At 53.9% G+C, this 17,155-nt stretch carries 19 protein-coding genes; 15 read left to right on the top strand and 4 right to left on the bottom strand.

The genetic code is table 11. From position 1 onward, the window contains the following. Positions 1 to 61 precede the first annotated feature (61 nt). The 12 genes from MKX64_RS03385 (at position 62) to MKX64_RS03330 (ending at position 10,440) form a co-directional block, all read left to right on the top strand. Positions 62 to 352: a nucleoside-diphosphate sugar epimerase gene (locus MKX64_RS03385; RefSeq protein WP_095266768.1), complete on the top strand. Its 291-nt coding sequence runs from the start codon at positions 62 to 64 to the stop codon at positions 350 to 352. 60 nt (positions 353 to 412) lie between these two features. Further along, positions 413 to 706, top strand: coding sequence for a hypothetical protein (locus MKX64_RS03380; RefSeq protein WP_230875781.1), 294 nt, complete (start codon positions 413 to 415; stop codon positions 704 to 706). Further along, positions 703 to 999, top strand: a complete 297-nt coding sequence (locus tag MKX64_RS03375; protein ID WP_095399159.1) for a hypothetical protein — start codon at positions 703 to 705, stop codon at positions 997 to 999. The genes MKX64_RS03380 and MKX64_RS03375 overlap by 4 nt, the downstream gene beginning before the upstream one ends. Positions 1,000 to 1,020: 21 nt before the next feature. After that, positions 1,021 to 1,350, top strand: coding sequence for a hypothetical protein (locus MKX64_RS03370; RefSeq protein WP_095266773.1), 330 nt, complete (start codon positions 1,021 to 1,023; stop codon positions 1,348 to 1,350). A gap of 223 nt (positions 1,351 to 1,573) precedes the next feature. Then, positions 1,574 to 2,680, top strand: a complete 1,107-nt coding sequence (locus MKX64_RS03365) for a CgeB family protein (protein WP_095399157.1) — start codon at positions 1,574 to 1,576, stop codon at positions 2,678 to 2,680. 34 nt (positions 2,681 to 2,714) lie between these two features. Then, positions 2,715 to 3,839, top strand: a complete 1,125-nt coding sequence (locus MKX64_RS03360; RefSeq protein ID WP_341035329.1) for a glycosyltransferase family protein — start codon at positions 2,715 to 2,717, stop codon at positions 3,837 to 3,839. Between the two features lie 163 nt (positions 3,840 to 4,002). Next, a complete protein-coding gene (locus tag MKX64_RS03355) occupies positions 4,003 to 5,409 on the top strand; it encodes a glycosyltransferase family 4 protein (RefSeq protein WP_155618573.1) in 1,407 nt (468 codons plus the stop codon). Between the two features lie 44 nt (positions 5,410 to 5,453). Beyond that, entirely contained in the window at positions 5,454 to 6,548 is a 1,095-nt protein-coding gene (wecB, locus tag MKX64_RS03350; protein ID WP_095266781.1) for a non-hydrolyzing UDP-N-acetylglucosamine 2-epimerase, read from the top strand. Beyond that, a complete protein-coding gene (locus MKX64_RS03345) occupies positions 6,538 to 7,524 on the top strand; it encodes a polysaccharide biosynthesis protein (RefSeq protein ID WP_095266783.1) in 987 nt (328 codons plus the stop codon). Before wecB ends, MKX64_RS03345 begins: the two co-directional genes overlap by 11 nt. Further along, the gene (locus MKX64_RS03340; protein ID WP_341035327.1) at positions 7,521 to 8,348 is read left to right on the top strand and encodes an SDR family oxidoreductase; all 828 of its coding nucleotides are present in this window, start codon (positions 7,521 to 7,523) and stop codon (positions 8,346 to 8,348) included. The genes MKX64_RS03345 and MKX64_RS03340 overlap by 4 nt, the downstream gene beginning before the upstream one ends. Beyond that, entirely contained in the window at positions 8,330 to 9,295 is a 966-nt protein-coding gene (locus MKX64_RS03335) for an NAD-dependent epimerase/dehydratase family protein (protein WP_341035326.1), read from the top strand. The genes MKX64_RS03340 and MKX64_RS03335 overlap by 19 nt, the downstream gene beginning before the upstream one ends. A 137-nt stretch (positions 9,296 to 9,432) precedes the next feature. After that, positions 9,433 to 10,440: a YhcN/YlaJ family sporulation lipoprotein gene (locus MKX64_RS03330; RefSeq protein WP_095266790.1), complete on the top strand. Its 1,008-nt coding sequence runs from the start codon at positions 9,433 to 9,435 to the stop codon at positions 10,438 to 10,440. Between the two features lie 101 nt (positions 10,441 to 10,541). Here MKX64_RS03330 and nagA read toward each other — a convergent pair whose 3' ends face one another. The 4 genes from nagA to MKX64_RS03310 form a co-directional block, all read right to left on the bottom strand. Then, entirely contained in the window at positions 10,542 to 11,726 is a 1,185-nt protein-coding gene (nagA, locus tag MKX64_RS03325) for an N-acetylglucosamine-6-phosphate deacetylase (protein WP_341035325.1), read from the bottom strand. After that, the gene (nagB, locus tag MKX64_RS03320) at positions 11,723 to 12,451 is read right to left on the bottom strand and encodes a glucosamine-6-phosphate deaminase (RefSeq protein ID WP_155618575.1); all 729 of its coding nucleotides are present in this window, start codon (positions 12,449 to 12,451) and stop codon (positions 11,723 to 11,725) included. The genes nagA and nagB overlap by 4 nt, the downstream gene beginning before the upstream one ends. A gap of 2 nt (positions 12,452 to 12,453) precedes the next feature. Next, positions 12,454 to 13,329, bottom strand: coding sequence for a MurR/RpiR family transcriptional regulator (locus MKX64_RS03315; RefSeq protein ID WP_095266795.1), 876 nt, complete (start codon positions 13,327 to 13,329; stop codon positions 12,454 to 12,456). Positions 13,330 to 13,592: 263 nt separating this feature from the next. After that, positions 13,593 to 13,817, bottom strand: a complete 225-nt coding sequence (locus MKX64_RS03310) for a helix-turn-helix domain-containing protein (protein WP_046678368.1) — start codon at positions 13,815 to 13,817, stop codon at positions 13,593 to 13,595. A gap of 278 nt (positions 13,818 to 14,095) precedes the next feature. Between MKX64_RS03310 and MKX64_RS03305 the strand changes: the two genes are divergently transcribed. The 3 genes from MKX64_RS03305 to MKX64_RS03295 all read left to right on the top strand — a co-directional run bounded on the left by MKX64_RS03305 (position 14,096) and on the right by MKX64_RS03295 (position 17,117). Next, positions 14,096 to 14,383: a hypothetical protein gene (locus MKX64_RS03305; protein ID WP_095266914.1), complete on the top strand. Its 288-nt coding sequence runs from the start codon at positions 14,096 to 14,098 to the stop codon at positions 14,381 to 14,383. A 179-nt stretch (positions 14,384 to 14,562) separates the two neighbouring features. Next, positions 14,563 to 16,332 carry a cache domain-containing sensor histidine kinase gene (locus MKX64_RS03300; protein ID WP_095266916.1) on the top strand — a complete coding sequence of 590 codons (1,770 nt, stop codon included), beginning with the start codon at positions 14,563 to 14,565 and terminating at the stop codon, positions 16,330 to 16,332. After that, a complete protein-coding gene (locus MKX64_RS03295) occupies positions 16,329 to 17,117 on the top strand; it encodes a response regulator transcription factor (RefSeq protein ID WP_095266917.1) in 789 nt (262 codons plus the stop codon). The genes MKX64_RS03300 and MKX64_RS03295 overlap by 4 nt, the downstream gene beginning before the upstream one ends. Positions 17,118 to 17,155 lie beyond the last annotated feature (38 nt).

Here is a 17,155-nt window from a genome sequence, read left to right as displayed (position 1 = left end):
ACCGTGTCTCGCGTGCCCGCATATGCTAAATCAACAAATTAAAGTGAAGGTGAGCTTAAGGATGGAGAGTCAAGTCAACGCTTTTTTATCGCATCTATCCCGTTCCCAGCAGCAGCTGGCGAGAATTCTGGAAGCCCAGCGACATGCTGCAATTCGGGCGGCTCAAATTATACATTCCCTGCCGAGCCAAGAGACGCCAAGAACAACCGGAACGAGGCGGCCGGAGGGACAGGCGGAGCAAGTGAATAAGAGCATTACAGCTTACTTGAATGCGATGGCTGATTTTCAGCAGACAGCTGCTGACAATCTTCAGGTGATCATGAAGGAGCTCGGGGGTACCGAGGAAGAATAAACCGGAACACAGGCCGGGGGACCAAAGGCGGGAATCAAATTGAGCAAGGTGGAATCATTAATGCAGATGCTGGATGCAGCGGTTGTCATTCAGCGTGAAACCTCTCTTATTCTGGAGGGCAAGGCTGTCGAAGCGGAGAAAGTTTGCCAATGGGTTCTGTCCAACCAAGCTCTTGGAGCAGAGGGGCTGAAGGAACCGCTGGCTCTGCATGAGCAGATCGTGGAGCAGATTGAAGGCCTGACCCGGATCGGCTCGGGGCTTTGCCGGAATTTGCGGATTATTCTGGGCACCTCGGATCAGGAGGATGGGGAAGGCGGCTTTGAAGAGTTTGATTTTGGAGAATCGGACGGATGATGTCGCGACTGGAGCAGGAGCAGACGGCAAAGATCGCCATGATTTCGTCGATCGCCAGCAGTCAGCAGGCTTTGGCGAGCATCTTGGGCAGCATTGCGGACATTGCGGAGCATTCGGACATTACCGCCCGTCAGCTGGCGGAGAATATTCGGGTGCTCACGGCTTACCAATCTGTCATGACGGAGATGCTGACAGGCATTTCGCTGAACCGGATCAAGACCGGCAGCCCGGCAGCACCATGGTTGTCCTCCGCGTGCGGGCCGGAGCGCAGAGCCGCCGCGGAGCATCATTGATCTATAGGGGAGGAAAACAGCATGAAAATCAGATCAGGCGTACGAAATGGGAAACGGGTCAAAGGGGCTGGCAAAAGAGGCGCCCTGACCAGACACAAAAGACGGAAGGCAAGCCGGCTTGTGGCCAAGCCAGCCCATTCCAGACGGCGCCGGGTAGGCAGACGTCACGGCAGCGCGGTTGGGAAACAAGGGAAAAGCGGGTATCCGCAGCCGACGGCCGCTTACGGCGAAGGGTTTAACCAAGCCTATGACGAGGGCTTTAAGACAGGCTTCTCTCAAGGCTATGAAGATGGACAAATCCCTCATCCATTGCCGGAGGAGTCAGTGCAAGAAGAACCAACACCGGAATAAATGAGTGTGTTTCATAGAATTTAACGATATGGCGGTCTTTGTGAGCGGGTCTCGCAAGGACCGCTTTTTATCGTGCGGCGGAACTCCCCAGCATGCTGAACATAAGCGCATAAGTACGGGCATCCGCCAAATTCCCACTCTCCAAGACAACCGTCCATGATGCATCCGTCCTCGCGGCATATAGTTATATGAACCTTAGAAATCTCGCTAAAGACAGGTGAGGATGGTGAGTTTGGCACGAAGAGCAGGACATCTGGAGGGCTACCAGTCCGGATATCGCGAGGGTTACCGATTGGGAGGGTATCAGGCTTTGCTGGAACGCATCGCAGGCCCGGCTCTCCCATCATACGATCTGAAAGTGGTGTATATCCCGCAAGGCTTTGAATCCATTGATGATGGAATTATCAGCGGTCTTCGCGCTATGGTTCGCGAGCTGATCATCGGCACACCAGGCAGCATCACGGAGCTTGCATTACGCGAGCAGCCGGATGTCGTTCTGATCCTGAACGGGCTCCATGTATTCCCTGATCATTTCGAGCTTCAGATGCAGCAGCTCCGGGAGAGGGGGATTCGGACGGCCATCTGGTTTGTCGATGACCCGTATTTCACGGAGGATACGAGCCGGCTGTGTTTGCACTTTGACTATGTGTTCACACATGAACTCAGCTGTGTCGAGCTGTACCGTCAGCGGGGGGCCAGGCAGGTCCATTACTTGCCCCTTGCCGTGCATCCCGAGCTGTTCCGCCCGGTGCATGCCGGTCCAGCGTATCAATCCGATATTTGCTTCATCGGCAACGCCTTTCGTAATCGGGCAGCCTTGTTTGATGCGCTCGCTCCTTTTCTTAAAGGGAAGAAAGTGCGGATCATCGGGGGGTTCTGGCAGCGGCTGGCGCGTTATAAAGAGCTGTCCCCGTTTGTGTATAGCGGATTTATCCCGCCTGCGGAAACGGTCAAATTTTATAACGGGGCCAAAATGGTCATTAATCTGCACAGACCTTGTGAGTACGGGGAAGACAACCGCAACTCGCTCCATATCGCAGGCCGCTCGATCAATCCGCGCACGTTTGAGATCAACGCTTGCGGAACTTTGCAAATTACGGATGTTCGGGAGGATCTGTCGGTCTATTACACCCCTGGCGTTGATATCGAGACCTTCGGATCGGTCCAGGAATTAAAGAACAAGCTGGCCTATTATTTGGCGCATGAGGAGCATCGCAGAAGCATTGCGATGAAGGGGCTTGAGACCACTCTGTCCCGTCATACCTATGCTCACCGGTTGCCCCGGCTGCTTGATATCCTCTCGGTTCAAGAGGCTGCTGCGAGGAAGTAAGCAGTCACTACCATCATACGAAGGAGTGAAACGAATGCCTGGTTTGTTGGCGCGAAGAGCGCTACGCAGCGGCGCAGCCAGCTCCTATCAGCGAGGTCGGAGTGTTGGCCTGCAAGCAGGATACGAGGACGGCTATTTCCGTGGAAAGGCGCAGGGGATCGTGAATCGGCTGGCCTATGCGCCGCCACTGCGAAATTTGCATGTCTTGTTTATCGGTTCGGGGAAAGGCTTTCCTTACTCCCCCATTGATGAAGCTATTGCTGCTACATTGCAAGGGATGGTCTCTCAACTGACCATGTCCAACGCAAGGGAGAATATAGCCGAAATTGCCAGAACCACAATGCCAGATCTTGTGCTCGTTCTGGACGGCATGTATCTGCCGCCTGAACAGATGGATGCGGTGCGGGCCATGGGCATCAGAACCGCCGTCTGGATGACGGATGACCCTTATTATACGGACATGACGGTGGGCTGGGTGCTTCATTACGATTACGTGTTCACCCTGGAGATTCACTGTGTGGACTTTTATCGCAATATGGGATGCCCACAGGTGCATTATTTGCCTTTCGGAGCATATCCGGTCCATTATCGCCCGGTCGTGAAGCCGGCGGCTCCGCGCCGGGAAATCGGCTTTGTCGGTACAGCATATCCGAAGCGGATCCAATTTTTCAGACCGATCATGGATCGTCTGATGCGTCACAATACGGTCATAAACGGCAATTGGTGGGATAAATTCCCGGGCTATACACAGTACAAAAACAAGATGGAGATCGGTAAATGGATGGGCCCTGCCCAAACAGCGGACGTATACAACAACATTAAAATCGTCATCAACCTGCATCGGGCTCCCGATGATAGTGAGATCAATCAGAACAGAATGAACATCCCGGCAGCCTCGCCGAATCCGCGGACCTTTGAAATTAACGCCTGTGCAACACTGCAGCTGTGCGATGTTCGCGATGATTTGGCACGGTTTTACACCCCGGGAGTCGAGATCGAAACCTACAGTTCTCAGGAGGAGCTTCTTGAAAAGGTTCAGTACTACCTCGTACATGAGGCTGCACGAAAGCAGATCGCTCTTCGGGCGCTTGAGCGGACCTTCCGGGAGCACACTTACGCGCACCGGCTGAACCAGATGCTCTCGATCATTTTCCCGTGACGGAAGTCGAAGACGCTGGGACGGACCTTAGGAAATAGATGGCACAGATGGCGCTAAACTCGAGCCACCCTGTGTCTGGTATTGAAGTGTTCAACTGGCTGATAAGGAGGTGAATCGCATCCGGCACTGCCGATGCCTAGCGATTGCTGATGCGGATTAACCGATGACCTTTAAACCTAAATTGCTCATTTTCTCACACGTTTCGAATCCTGCAAGCATTACGGGAGCGGAGAAGCTGCTTCTATTCTTCTGCCAGGAGCTGCTCCCTTACTTTCACTGCGTTCTGGTTGCTCCGGAAGAAGGGCGTCTTACTGCGCTTGCCCGGGAGTCCGGCATTGAGGTCAAAATTTACAAGCTGCCGCTGCTCCATCGCATGTACAGCCCCTATCCCGGATTGACGGGCGAGGCTGTGAAGATGCAAAGCTCACCAGCGTTCAGCCAACTGGTGAACTGGATTGCGGAGGAGGCGCCGAGGCTTGTTATTGTCAACACCTGCGTCCATTTTATGCCAGCGGCGGCTGCTCGCCGGCTGGATATTCCGGTCATATGGCAGCTGACCGAGGCGATTGAGCAGAACGGGAGCACCAGCCTTGCAACCGATCTGATCCATCGTTACAGCAGCTGGATGATCTGTATATCCGAAGCGGTGGCAGCCCGATTTCCGCCTGAACTCAGACAGAGCAAAATGTCGATCCTTCCTCCGTCATGGCGAGAACAGCAGGAGCATCATCCGGATGAATGGCCTGCCCTGAGGCACTCTTTTCGCAGCCAGCTTCAAATCGGCAGCCACGCTCCGCTGATTGGGATGATCACCTCCTTCCGGATGGAGAGCAAGGGGGTACACCATTTTATCGACATGGCTTTATCGATCAAGGATGAATTTCCTGCCGCCGTATTTCTCGTCGTTGGAGATGCGCTTCGTCCGGAATATGAGAAGCAGTGTCAGAAGCGGATTGAGGCGTACGGGGCGAGTGACCGCTTTATTTTCCTTGAGGCGCAAGGCGACATCGGAAGGGTGTATTGCGGGCTTGATATCGTCGTTGTTCCAAGCTTGGTGCCGGAAGGCTTTGGCCTGACAGCGCTGGAAGGATTGCTGTACGGAAAGCCGGTCGTAGCTTACGACGCCGGAGGCTTGGGGGAGGTGCTACGTGCCGCAGGCTCCGGGCAGTTCCTTGTTGAGACTGGTTCAGCCGGCATGCTCGCAGATCGGGTAAGGACGATTCTGAACCTGCCGGATCAAGGGAAGGACCTAGGCGCGCACAATCGAAACCAGGTCATGGCTGCCTACGGTCCTGAGGGCTACCGGGCCCGGCTTAATGCCATCGTCGCGCGCTGGCTGTCCGAGCAGCCTGGATGGTTCCACGGGCCGCCGGTCGCCGCTGGAACGAAGGTTGAGGCGAGGCCTTCCGCTTCCAGTGGGAGAAGAGGCAAGCGTAAGAAGAGGAAAGGGAATTCCGTTCGTCGCCACGATATCCGAAGGGAAAGACGCAGAAGCCGCACTCGACCTGCCCGGTCGCAGGCCCGAGCACGCAAGCGTCGCCATCATCCCATCCGGCGGCGAAAGGCTTAATACCAATACTTCTTATGGATGCAGGCCAGGAGGGAGAAGCAGAGATGAAAGTGTTAACGATACTTGGAACCCGGCCGGAAATCATTCGGCTAAGTCTTATTATTCCGCTGCTGGACCAGTATGCGGAGCGCCACGTACTTGTGCATACCGGTCAGAATTTCACGGCTGGGCTCAGCGGCGTGTTTTTTAAGGAGCTGGGGCTGCGCGGTCCCGATTATGTGCTGCAGAACAAACAGGCAACACTTGGCACTCAGCTCTCTGTCATGTTCAGCAGAATGGAGCAGATTTTGGAGCAGGAGCAGCCTGACACCGTGCTGCTTCTGGGGGATACGAACAGCGCGCTGTGCGCCGTGCTGGCCGAGCGCCTGGGCTATCCTGTTGTGCATATGGAAGCGGGGAACCGCTGTTTTGACCTGGATGTGCCGGAGGAGAAAAACCGGAAGGTCATTGATGCGGTGTCCTCGATCAATATGCCGTATACGGAGTACAGCAAGCAGCATCTTCTCCGCGAAGGCGTTCCGAACAACCGGATCGTCGTGACAGGCAATCCGATCTATGAGGTGATGAAGCACTATGAGCCTCGCATTCAAAGCAGCACGGTAATGGAGAAGCTGTCCTTGAAGCCGCAGGACTATTTTCTGGTCACCGCCCATCGCTCTGAGAATGTAGACCGTCCGGAGCATCTTAGGGAGATTTTGAACGGCCTGAATATGGTCGCCGAAACGTTCGGTCGCCGGCTGATTACAAGTCTGCATCCGCGAACCGCTTCACGCCTGTCGAGTGACCAGCCGCTCAAGCCTCACCCGCTGATTGAATTTCATGAGCCGTTCGGTTTTTTTGATTTTGTCCGGTTGGAGAAGGATGCGCTGTGCGCAATCACCGACAGCGGAACGGTACAGGAAGAATGCTGTATATTGCATGTGCCAACCGTGACGGTTCGTCGTACGACGGAACGTCCGGAAACGGTCGACTGCGGCAGCAATATCGTATCCGGGTTGAGCGCAGAGCGCATTCATGGCGCAGTGAAGCTGATGACAACACTGAGCCGGGACTGGAAATGTCCGGAAGGGTACATGGCGGAGAATGTATCGAGAACGGTTGTAAAATTTGTGCTTGGAGGGAAAGTGAATGTTCACTAATCAACGGATTTTGGTAACCGGCGGTACGGGTTCCTGGGGACATGAACTGATCAGCCAGCTGCTCCCGCTGAACCCTAAGCAGATTATCGTCTATTCCAGAAGCGAGGCTACGCAGGTCGCGATGGATCGGGAGTTTGAGGATCCGAGACTGACCTTCCGTATCGGCGATATTCGGGATAAAGAAGCGTTGACGGCTGCATGCCAGGATGTGGACTATGTCTTCCATCTGGCGGCGCTGAAGCATGTTCCGGTGTGTGAAGAGCATCCTTATGAAGCTCTGAAGACGAATGTCGTGGGCACTCAGCATGTAATCGAGGCAGCCATCGAGAACAACGTTAAAAAAGTCATCTATATATCGACAGATAAAGCGGCCAATCCATCGAACTTCTACGGAATGACGAAGGCGATTGGCGAGAAGCTGATTGTATACGCCAACTTGCTCAGCCCGACTACCAAGTTTGTCTGTGTACGTGGCGGAAATGTGCTCGGTACAAATGGCAGTGTCGTTCATGTTTTCATGAATCAGATCAAGCAGAAAGGGCAAATCAACATTACGGATCAGCATATGACACGATTCTTCCTGACGCTGAAGGATGCGATCAAGCTGCTGTTTAAAGCTTCCATTGAGAGCGTGGGCGGCGAAATATTTGTCATGATGATGCCAACCTGCCGCATTATTGATCTGGCGGAAGTGTTGATTGAGGATTCCGGGAAGTCCGGTGTGAAGGTTGTTGAGACAGGAACCCGTCCTGGCGAGAAGATTCACGAAATATTGATGAGTGATTTTGAAAGCATGACAACGGTCGTGTATGATGAAGAATATTTGGTAATTCTCCCGACGCTCGATATTCCGGATCTGAAAGACCGGTATGCCAGCCTGCCGAAAGTTTCCTTTAACAGCTTCAGCTCTGAGCATAATTTAATGAGCAAGGATGAAATTCGGGAGCTTCTGAAACGAGGAGGTTTCCTGTCATGAAGCTGCTCGTACTCGGGGGAAACGGCATGGCAGGCCATGTGCTTGTTGAATATTTTCGCACAACGGGCAAGCATCATGTGTTTTACACGACCAGGGATATGCATGATCCCGAAGGGCTCGTGCTGGATGTTCTCGACATGAATGCGGTGGAGCATGTGGTCAGAATGGTCAGACCGGATATCATCATCAACGCGGTAGGCATTCTGAACAAGGCGGCTGAGGAGAACAAAATCAATGCTTATCATGTCAACGGCTTCCTCCCGCATCGTCTGCGCTACTTGGCAGATAAAATATCCGCAAGGCTCATCCACATCAGCACGGATTGTGTATTTCTCGGCACGAAGGGAGGCTATCGGGAAGATGATCTTCCCGATGGCGTGTCCGCCTACGCGGTAACCAAGGCGCTTGGGGAAATCGATGATCCGAATCATCTCACGATCCGCACATCCATCATCGGGCCGGAAATCCGCCAAAGCGGCATCGGGCTGTTCCAGTGGTTTATGAAGCAACGCGGTGAGGTGTCCGGCTATCGTGCTGTCAAATGGAACGGCGTGACGACCCTGGAGCTTGCGAAAGCCATCGACTTTTATATGACCAAAGATGTCGGGGGGCTGATCCATCTGGCATCGCCGAATCCTCTTAGCAAATATGAGCTGCTGCGATTGTTTCAGGATATATGGAGCAAGGATGACGTGATCATCGTTCCAACGGATGATGTCGTTCAGGACCGGACGCTGCGCAGCACCCGGCTTGATGCCGCCTATCCTGTTCCAGATTATCCGGCTATGCTCAAGGAGATGTACGAATGGCAACAAACAAATTAACAGGAAAAAAACTGCTCATTACAGGTGCAGCCGGCTTCACGGGGCGCCACGCCTGCGAATATTTCGCGAAGCAGGGCTGTGACGTTGTCGCTGTTGCCCGTCATGTCTCGGTTTTAGAGGATATGCCAGGCATCAAGCCTTGGGGCTGCCAATTGGATCATCAAACACAAGTGGAAGAGATGATCCGGCATACTCGTCCCGATTATGTTTTGCATTTGGCCGGAAAAAATTCAGCCTCCGAGTCTTGGCATAAGCCGGCAAGCTACATGGAGAGCAATGTGATGGCTTCGGTCTATTTGCTGGAGGCGATGCGCAAACATCGTCCGGACGCGGGCATCGTGATCGCGGGCTCCCGCCTCAGCATTGATCCGGCCAAAGGGGCGGCGGCGGCGCCGCATCCCTATAGCCTCAGCAAAACCTTCGGCAGTTGGGTCGCAACCGCGTGGCATGCCATGTACGGCCTTCCCGTCATTCTGGCGGAACCGTCCAACCTGATCGGTCCAGGGGAATCGGCAGGCTTCTGCACATTGCTTGCGGGTTATGTGGTAGGATGCGAACAGGGGAAATCGCTGCCCATGTTCCGGATTAGTTCAAGGCATGAGTCCCGCGATTTTCTTGACGTAAGAGATGCTGTAGCGGCTTATGCCGTTCTGCTTGCCGAGGGCACGCCTGGAAGAACATACCCGATTTCTTCAGGCAGCGAGCATACATTAGGCGAGATCGCGGCCAAGTTGCTTGCTGAAGCCAAGGTCGATGTCCCGATGGATTGGGGGCCTGAAAGCGCGCCACTATCCGCAGACGCTCTTAATAAAGGAAGAAGCGGCGACCAAGTGGGTTCACTGGATACGCTGGGGTGGCAGCCGCGGATCCCGTTTGAACAGTCGCTTTCCGATATTATGGAGTACGCTCGTCGCAAGACTGGAATGGACGATACAGGAAGACCCTAGATACAGGGTCTTCTTTTTATTTTGTACAAATAAGAAGCCCTTAGCTTCCATGTCAAAACCTTTCAGCATACCGCTCTTTCGGTGAGGTCATCCTAAACAATGTTCATACACTTATTACAGAGATGGAGGATGAATTCATGATCAAATCGAAAGCTCTTCATTTGACCGTCTCCACAGCCCTGCTGCTGAGCATGGCCGCTGTAGCAGGCTGCGGCAACACCGACGGCAACGGAACACAGATGCACAATGCAGGGAACCAAGGTCGCGTCGGTGTCAACAACAACACGCGCGGTATGACTGCAGGACAGCATGATTTGACGAACCTGAAATATAGCAGACAGCTGTCTGAGAAGGTGTCCGACATCAGCGGGGCAGGTCCGGCTCACGTATTTGTTACGAATCGCAGCGCTTATGTTGCCTTGTCCAATCAGGGCAATGGCACGGGCATGGGCACCGGAGCTGGCAATGGTGCGGGGCTTGGTAACGGCGCTGGACTAGGCACGGGTGCTAGCGGTGGCGTCAATGGAATGAACAGAGGGACAACAGGTGCCGGTACGGGTGTGGGTACAATGAACAACCGTAACCATACCGGAGCTGGAACCGGCAACGGCACTTTTGGAACCTCGGGTACAGGCACTGTCGGATTGCTGCGCGGAATGACCGCTAACAACAACGATACTCGCGGTTTCGGGGTTCGTGGAACGGCGAACGGCGGCGGCTTTGGCGGTACTGGTTTTGACACAGCGAACAACACCCGCGGTAATGGTCTAATGGGAATGAACGGTGCTCGTGGCAATGGCCTTATGGGTACCCGTACTAATGGCACAGGTAATAATATGGGAGCTCAACATCAAGTTCCAGACCATGTGCGTCAAGAAATTACAACCAAAATCCAGAAGACAGCCCCACACATCAAACAAGTATATGTTACCTCTGATCCTGATTTTTATCAGCATTCGGCAGGATATGCGAACAACAACCGTCCTGAGAACACGACAGGAACGCTGGCTCACGATTTTGAATCTTGGATTAACCGCGTATTCCCGATGAATGCGAACGATGCCGATGAGTATCGTGCCAAAGGCGGACTGATTCATAACGACCGCGATGACGGCTGGTTTGGCGGGAACCGGAACGGCAGGTAACGATAATAAATAAAGGAGCTGCGCGGGTGAATTCACCAGCAGGCAGCTCCTTTAGTCTATATATTACTGAACATAACGATTCAGCAAAGCAGGGGAAGTCATTAATGCTTACGCTGTCCCTGTATCCATACGCCACGGAGCTCCAGCTCCGAGTTCAGCAGCAGCACATCGGCCCGTTTTCCCTGTTCCAGGCTGCCGGTTTGGCGATCAATCCCGATTTTGCGTGCAGGGTTCAAGCTCGCGATTTTGGAGGTTTCCTCAATGCTTAATCCGATCGTTTGGGTCAGCAGCTGGAAGCCTTTAATCATCGTTAACGTACTGCCGGCCAGACTGCTGCGATTATCCCTTAATGTTGCGATACCATTCTCTACAATGACCGGAAGATCACCGATCGTGTATTCGCCATCGGGCATACCGGCGGCTGACATAGCGTCCGTAATCATAATAAGATTGCCGTCTTGTTTCGTACGCGTCAAAATTTTGATGCCTGCCGGATGAACATGAATGCCATCAGCGATAATTTCGCAGCTGATGCGGTCATCGCTGAGCATGGCCCCTACGACGCCAGGCTTGCGGTGATGCAGTCCTGTCATCGCGTTGAAGGTATGAACCCCGTGGCTTAATCCTGCCTCCGCAGCGGTCTCCACTTCTTCGTAGGTGGCATCGGTGTGGCCAAGCGCAGCCACGATGCCGTGCTGGCTAAGCCATGCGATGGCTTCCAAGGCGCCTTCCCGTTCAGGCGCTAGCGTAACCTGGCGGATGAGCCCCGGGTAAGCAGCTTCCCACTCCTCCAGCCAATCGATGTTGGCAGGAACGATATGCACCGGATTTTGCGCACCCGGCCATTTCGGGCTGATGAATGGGCCTTCCAGATGAACGCCTTCCAGGCGTGTGTAAGGCATTGCCTGCTGGCGATAAGCGTTCACTTCCTTCAGCACGCGGTCGATCGCCGCTTTAGGCGCGGTCATCGTTGTGGCCAGCATCGCGGTGGTACCCTGGGAGCTGTGGAAGGAAGTGATTTTGTCGAGGACCTCCTGGCTTGCATCCATGAAATCCTCGCCGTTGCCGCCATGCACATGGATGTCGATAAAGCCTGGGATGATGTAGCCATCCGGCTGCTTCAGCGTCTCGCCTGCCGCATTGCGAATCGATTCCGGAAGTCCGGAGACGGGTCCGGCATAGAGGATGGAATCTCCGCCAATGGCAAGGACGCCGTCCTGCTCCAGTCCATCGGGCAGCAGGACGTTCCCGTACAGCAATTGAACCGAATTGTTGAATGTACTCATACCAGCAATCTCCCCGCTCCCTGATCCAGCAGCACCACGACATTCGGGTGGCATTGCAGAAGCGATGCCGGACATTGGGTGGTGATTGGGCCTTTAAGCGCACGATGCACAATTTCCGCCTTGTCCTCCCCGCGAACCAGCAGCAGAATTTGACGAGCCTTCATGATGCTGGCCACGCCAATTGTAATCGCATGGGTTGGGACATCATCAATCGATGGGAAGAATCTTGCGTTCGCTGTCCGTGTCTTTTCCTGAAGCTCAACCAGGTGGGTTGCTCCGCTCAGGCTGTCTCCCGGCTCGTTAAAGCCGATATGGCCGTTATGTCCAAGCCCAAGAAGCTGAATATCGACCGGCCCGTATGTATCGAGCATCTGGTCATACTGCCGGCATTCCTCCTCCAGATCCTCCGCATTGCCATTAGGCACATGCGTCTGTTCCAGCGGGATGTCGATATGATTGAAGAATTTCTCGTTCATAAAGGTACGGTAGCTCTCCGGATGATTCTCCGGCAGGCCGACATACTCATCCAGATTGTAGGTGGTTACGCCGGCAAAACTGACCAGTCCCTTGCGGTGCATCTCAATCAGCTTGGCATACAAACCTACCGGGGTGCTTCCGGTAGCCAAACCGAGCTTGGCGTGGGGGTTGACATGCACCAGGCTGGAAATGATGCTGGCGGCGGTTTCTACAAAGCTTTCATCGTCCTTAAATGTGTAAATATTCATGATTATTGTCCTCCTCGGCCCTTGCGGTAGTTTTGAACATTCAGATAAGACTGCTCTAGACGCGGAACATATGTTGAAAAATCACGGCTGGCCATACCCATAAACAAAATATCGATAATATGCAGCTGCGCGATTCGGGAAGCCATGTCCCCGCGGCGCATCCCCTCTTCCAGTGAAGAGGAGTACAGCGGGATATCCGACAGTTTGGAAAGCCGGGTGCTTCTGTAGGAGGTGATACTGATCGTGAAAGCGCCTGCGTCTTTGGCACAGGTCAGTGCGTCAATCGTCTCCGGGGTTTCCCCGGAATAGGAAATGGCAACCGCCACATCGCCCTCGGAGAGCGTTGAAGCTGACGTAATCTGCATGTGGGAATCTGCGAAGGCAGTACAGTTCTTACCGATCCGTACCAGCTTCTGATAGAAGTCCTGTGCCACAATCGACGAGGTTGCAACCCCGTAGAGATCAATGCGTTTGGCGCCGCATAGGGCGTTCACCGCACGCTCCAGTTGTCCGAGGTCCAATAGCTGCGTGGTGTCGCGGATGGAGGTGAGGTGATTGGACTCAATGGCTTCCACGATGTCGGCCAGATTCTTGCCGGCCACGATATCCTGATAGCGGGTGTTACCCATTTTGGATGCCATTTCGGCATGAGCGATCTCAGCCGACAGCTTCACCTTGAAATCAGGATACCCCTTGCACTGAAAGTTCTTGCAGAAGCGGGTCACCGTCGCAGCGCTGACCTCGCATGCAGCCGCCAGATCTGTAATCCCCATGTTCACAATGTTGGAGGGGTTTGCCAGAATGAATTCGGCCAGCCGCCTTTCCTGACGGGGAAGGGAGTCCTTCTCCACGGAGATAATATGCAGGATCGGTGTCATCAAATGGCCTCCTTCATTACCCGATCCGAGCGGGTGACGAGATTTGTTATGAAAATTATTTTATTAATATGAAAACTTGAAAAGAAAATAATTTTTACCCCTTCATCATAGTCGAACTTGGACCAGGAAGCAAGGGGAAATACTATAAGTTTGAGCTATTTTCTTTTCATTGAAACAAACACAAAAAAGCCTCCTATTTCCCGTTCTTGCTGGGAAAGAAGGCTTTCGCCGTGTTCGGTCCATAAACCGGCACCGACATGATGTCAGATCTTCAATTCACCGAGTTTTATCAACTCAACGACAGCTTGCGAACGTCCTTTTACGTTCAATTTCTGCATCACATTGGAGATGTGGTTACGCACCGTTTTTTCGCTAATAAATAACTGCCCGGCGATGTCGCGAGTCGTTTTGTCCTGCACGAGCAATTCAAACACTTCGCGTTCACGGTGGGTTAACAAGAACTTGCTGTTATGGTCGTTTCCCTTCAATGGTGTCACCCCTCCTTGCCCGGGTATGTGTGGTCTAACAAGGTTAAGGGATACAGTCAACTCATTCTATGTAAGGGCACAGGTGAAGGTGCGTAGATGGCGGTTAAATGGGCTCTTACCGCATTATCAGCTCAAGGATGCTATGCCCAAGGTAGAAATGTCACCCCGAGTTTGCTAGACTTATGTAAGTTATTGTCAATTACATCCGGAGTGTGCTCACAAGCGTACTCTGTATAGCAGGCAAGCACAGGCAGGTCGTCATGGGGAGGATAAGTGATATGGATATACATACCGGACTCTGGATCAGCATCGCCGTGGTCATAGGGGCTATCGTGATAGGCGCGGTGCTGTGGGACCGAAGAAAACGCAGGAAAGGCCGATCCGGCACAGTGGTCCCGCTGCAAGGAAAGCGCAAAGGGGCAGGAAGCGCGGACACTCAGCCATGCAGCCGCTGCCGGAAGCGCCGCAAGCTGACCTATTATGCGAATGATGCCGGAGTGGTCAGCGGGCTGTGCACAGAATGCAAAAAGGTGCTGGAGCGCCATCAGGAGCTGTATCCGATGTGAGCCAGCAGCTCGGCTAACGCCATAGCGATGATGCTTGGCTTAATAAACCAGGCAAAGGCGAAGGGCCTTGATGTATCCCGAGCGCGCGTGCTGATTCGCTGTGTAGGTAAGAGCTTGGCCGCGCAATGGGATGGCAGATGGCCGGGCGGCAACGGAGCAGGGGGAAGGAGAAGGAAGAGATGAACAGACTGGGCAGATTTGGGAGTTTCAATACGCTCCGGAATCAAATTTTTCTGGGTTTTATGCTGGTCATGGTCATTGTGCTGGCCCTGGTCGGTTTTTTTGTGTACAACCAGGTGTCGGTACTGCTTCAGAACAGTGCGGAACGACATATTCAGCAGACCGCTGTCCAGGCTGCGGGCAAGCTGGATGCTTCGCTGAAGCAGGTGGATACGCTGTCGGCACAGGTGAGCACGAACGCGACGGTGCAGCGCTTTTTGACACAAGAGACCGAGGGGCAACCGATCAGCTTCAGCGAGCGCCAGTCTTTGCAGCAGGAGGTGCGAAAGTACGAGGCCTACGCGACAGGCATTCGTTCGATGGAAATCTATACGACCGATTACCGGCGCCTGTTCCCGCTCGATGAAGGCAGCCTGGAGAGCCGGGTGCCGGGCGAGTGGATTGCGCTTGCGGACAGCGGGCAAGGCCGGCTGTACTGGTTCGGGCAGGATCCGAAGGAACCGGATCTGGTTATCGCACTACGGCGTATACGGCTGATTGATGAATCTTTTGCACACGGAGGATATTTGCTGGTCCGGATGGAGAAGAGCTATTTCGATTTGACCGACACCAGCGCTGCCTCGGATATTCGGGAAGCCATGCTGCTCTATGACCAGGCGGGACATATGATTGCCTCCAATTTCCATGAGGATGTGGATCCGGCCTATATTCTGGAGCGAGAGGGAGAGACCCTTACGCTGGGCAAGGAGGATTATATATCCGTGCACAAACAGTCGGCAGCGACTGGCTGGCGGATTGTGATGCTGACACCGGTGGATTATACAACCGAAGGGATTTCGGTGCTGCGGACCTCGATTTTGGTATCCGGAGCTGTCGGCGCCTTGCTGTTTCTCGTATTCAGCTTCATCTTGACCACGATGATTACCCGGCCGATTCTGCAGCTGATCAAGGCGATGCGCGGGGCGCGCTTCGGGACGCTGAAGCCGAACAAAGCGACCTCCTCCACGATGGAGATCAATGAACTGAACAATACGTATAATCAGATGGTGGATTCGCTTAATGAACTGATTGAGGTTGTATATCAGAAGGAAATTATTCAGAGCCGCACGGAGCTGAAAGCGCTGCAGGCGCAAATTAATCCGCACTTCCTTTTTAATACGTTGGAAGCGTTTTACTGGGCGCTTGAGGAGAAAGGTGAAGAGGAGCTGGCTCAGGTGGTGGTGGCGATGTCGGGGCTGTTCCGCTATGTCATCAACCGGAAGGACGAGGACGAATGGGTCACCATCGCCGATGAGCTGGAGCACGCGGAGCGGTACTTGACCATTATGAAAATGAGGCTGCTCGACCGCATATCCTGGCGGATCGAGGCGGACGACAGATGCCGTAAAATCATGATTCCGAAGCTGTTGATTCAGCCGCTGGTGGAAAATGCGATTTTGCACGGTGTTGAGCAGAAGCTGGAGCCCGGGAAGGTTGTGCTGCGCGTCGAGCCCTCGGCGCAGCCGGGATATACCCGGATATCGGTCTCGGATGACGGGCCCGGCATGGATGAGGAGGCGTTGGCACAGCTGTATGAGGCGATGGAGAGAGGGCATTCCGAATCATCCAAAGGAAGCGGAGTCGGGCTCGCCAACGTCGGCCGTAGAATCGGGCTGTATTACAGCGCTGAGCAAGGCGGGCTCAACGCGTTGCAGGTAGAGAGCAGGAAGGGAAGCGGGACGACCGTTTCCTTTGAAATCCCGAACGATGGCAAGGGGGAAATAAGATGAAAACGATCTTGATTGTGGACGATGAGCCGAGAACACGGGAAGGGATTCGCAAGACGCTGGAAGCTTGGTCGGCAGGAAGCTGCCGGATCGAGACAGCCGCAAGCGGCGTGGAGGCGCTCCGAATGCTGCCGGAGCTTCGAGCGAACCTGGTCGTCACCGATATCCGCATGCCGGAAATCGGCGGCCTGGAACTGATCGAGAAGCTGAGCGAGGCGCCGAATCCGCCGGTAGTCATTGTCATCTCCGGACATTCCGAATTTGATTATGCCAAACGTGCGCTGCAATTCGGCGTCGTTGATTATTTGCTGAAGCCGCTCGACAAGGGGAAGCTGGTGCAGGCTGTAGAGACGGCCCTGGTGCGTGAGGAGAAGCAGAACCGGATCAAGCGCATGGAGCAGCTGGTGGACCCCAAGCTGCTGGAGACGGTGCAGGAGGAGAAGGTATACAGCGCACAGATCCAGGAGGCGCTTAAATATGTGGATGAGCATCTGCATGAGAGCATGTCCATGAAGGAGGTAGCCGATCATCTGCATCTGAACGCCAGTTACTTCAGCGTGCTGTTTAAGGAACAGACGGGGCTCACCTTCAGTGAGTATTTGACCCGGCGCAGAGTCCAGCGGGCCAAGGAGCTGCTGCTGGCCACGCCGCTGCCTATCTCTGAAATTTCGGAGAGGGTCGGCTATCAGACGGCCAAATATTTTATCAAGGTGTTCCGAGATCAGGAGAACATGAGTCCAAGCCAGTATCGCCAGCAAGCAACCGATCGCGGAGAACGAATCCAATAAAAGTGGTATTAGTCCCAATCGCCATGACCTTATCGCTC

It is taken from the genome of Paenibacillus sp. FSL M8-0334 (assembly GCF_038000405.1).
GTDB lineage: Bacteria > Bacillota > Bacilli > Paenibacillales > Paenibacillaceae > Paenibacillus_AQ > Paenibacillus_AQ campinasensis.
The sequence above is the reverse complement of the archived record's forward strand: the minus strand, read 5'-3'. Positions and strand labels throughout refer to the sequence as shown.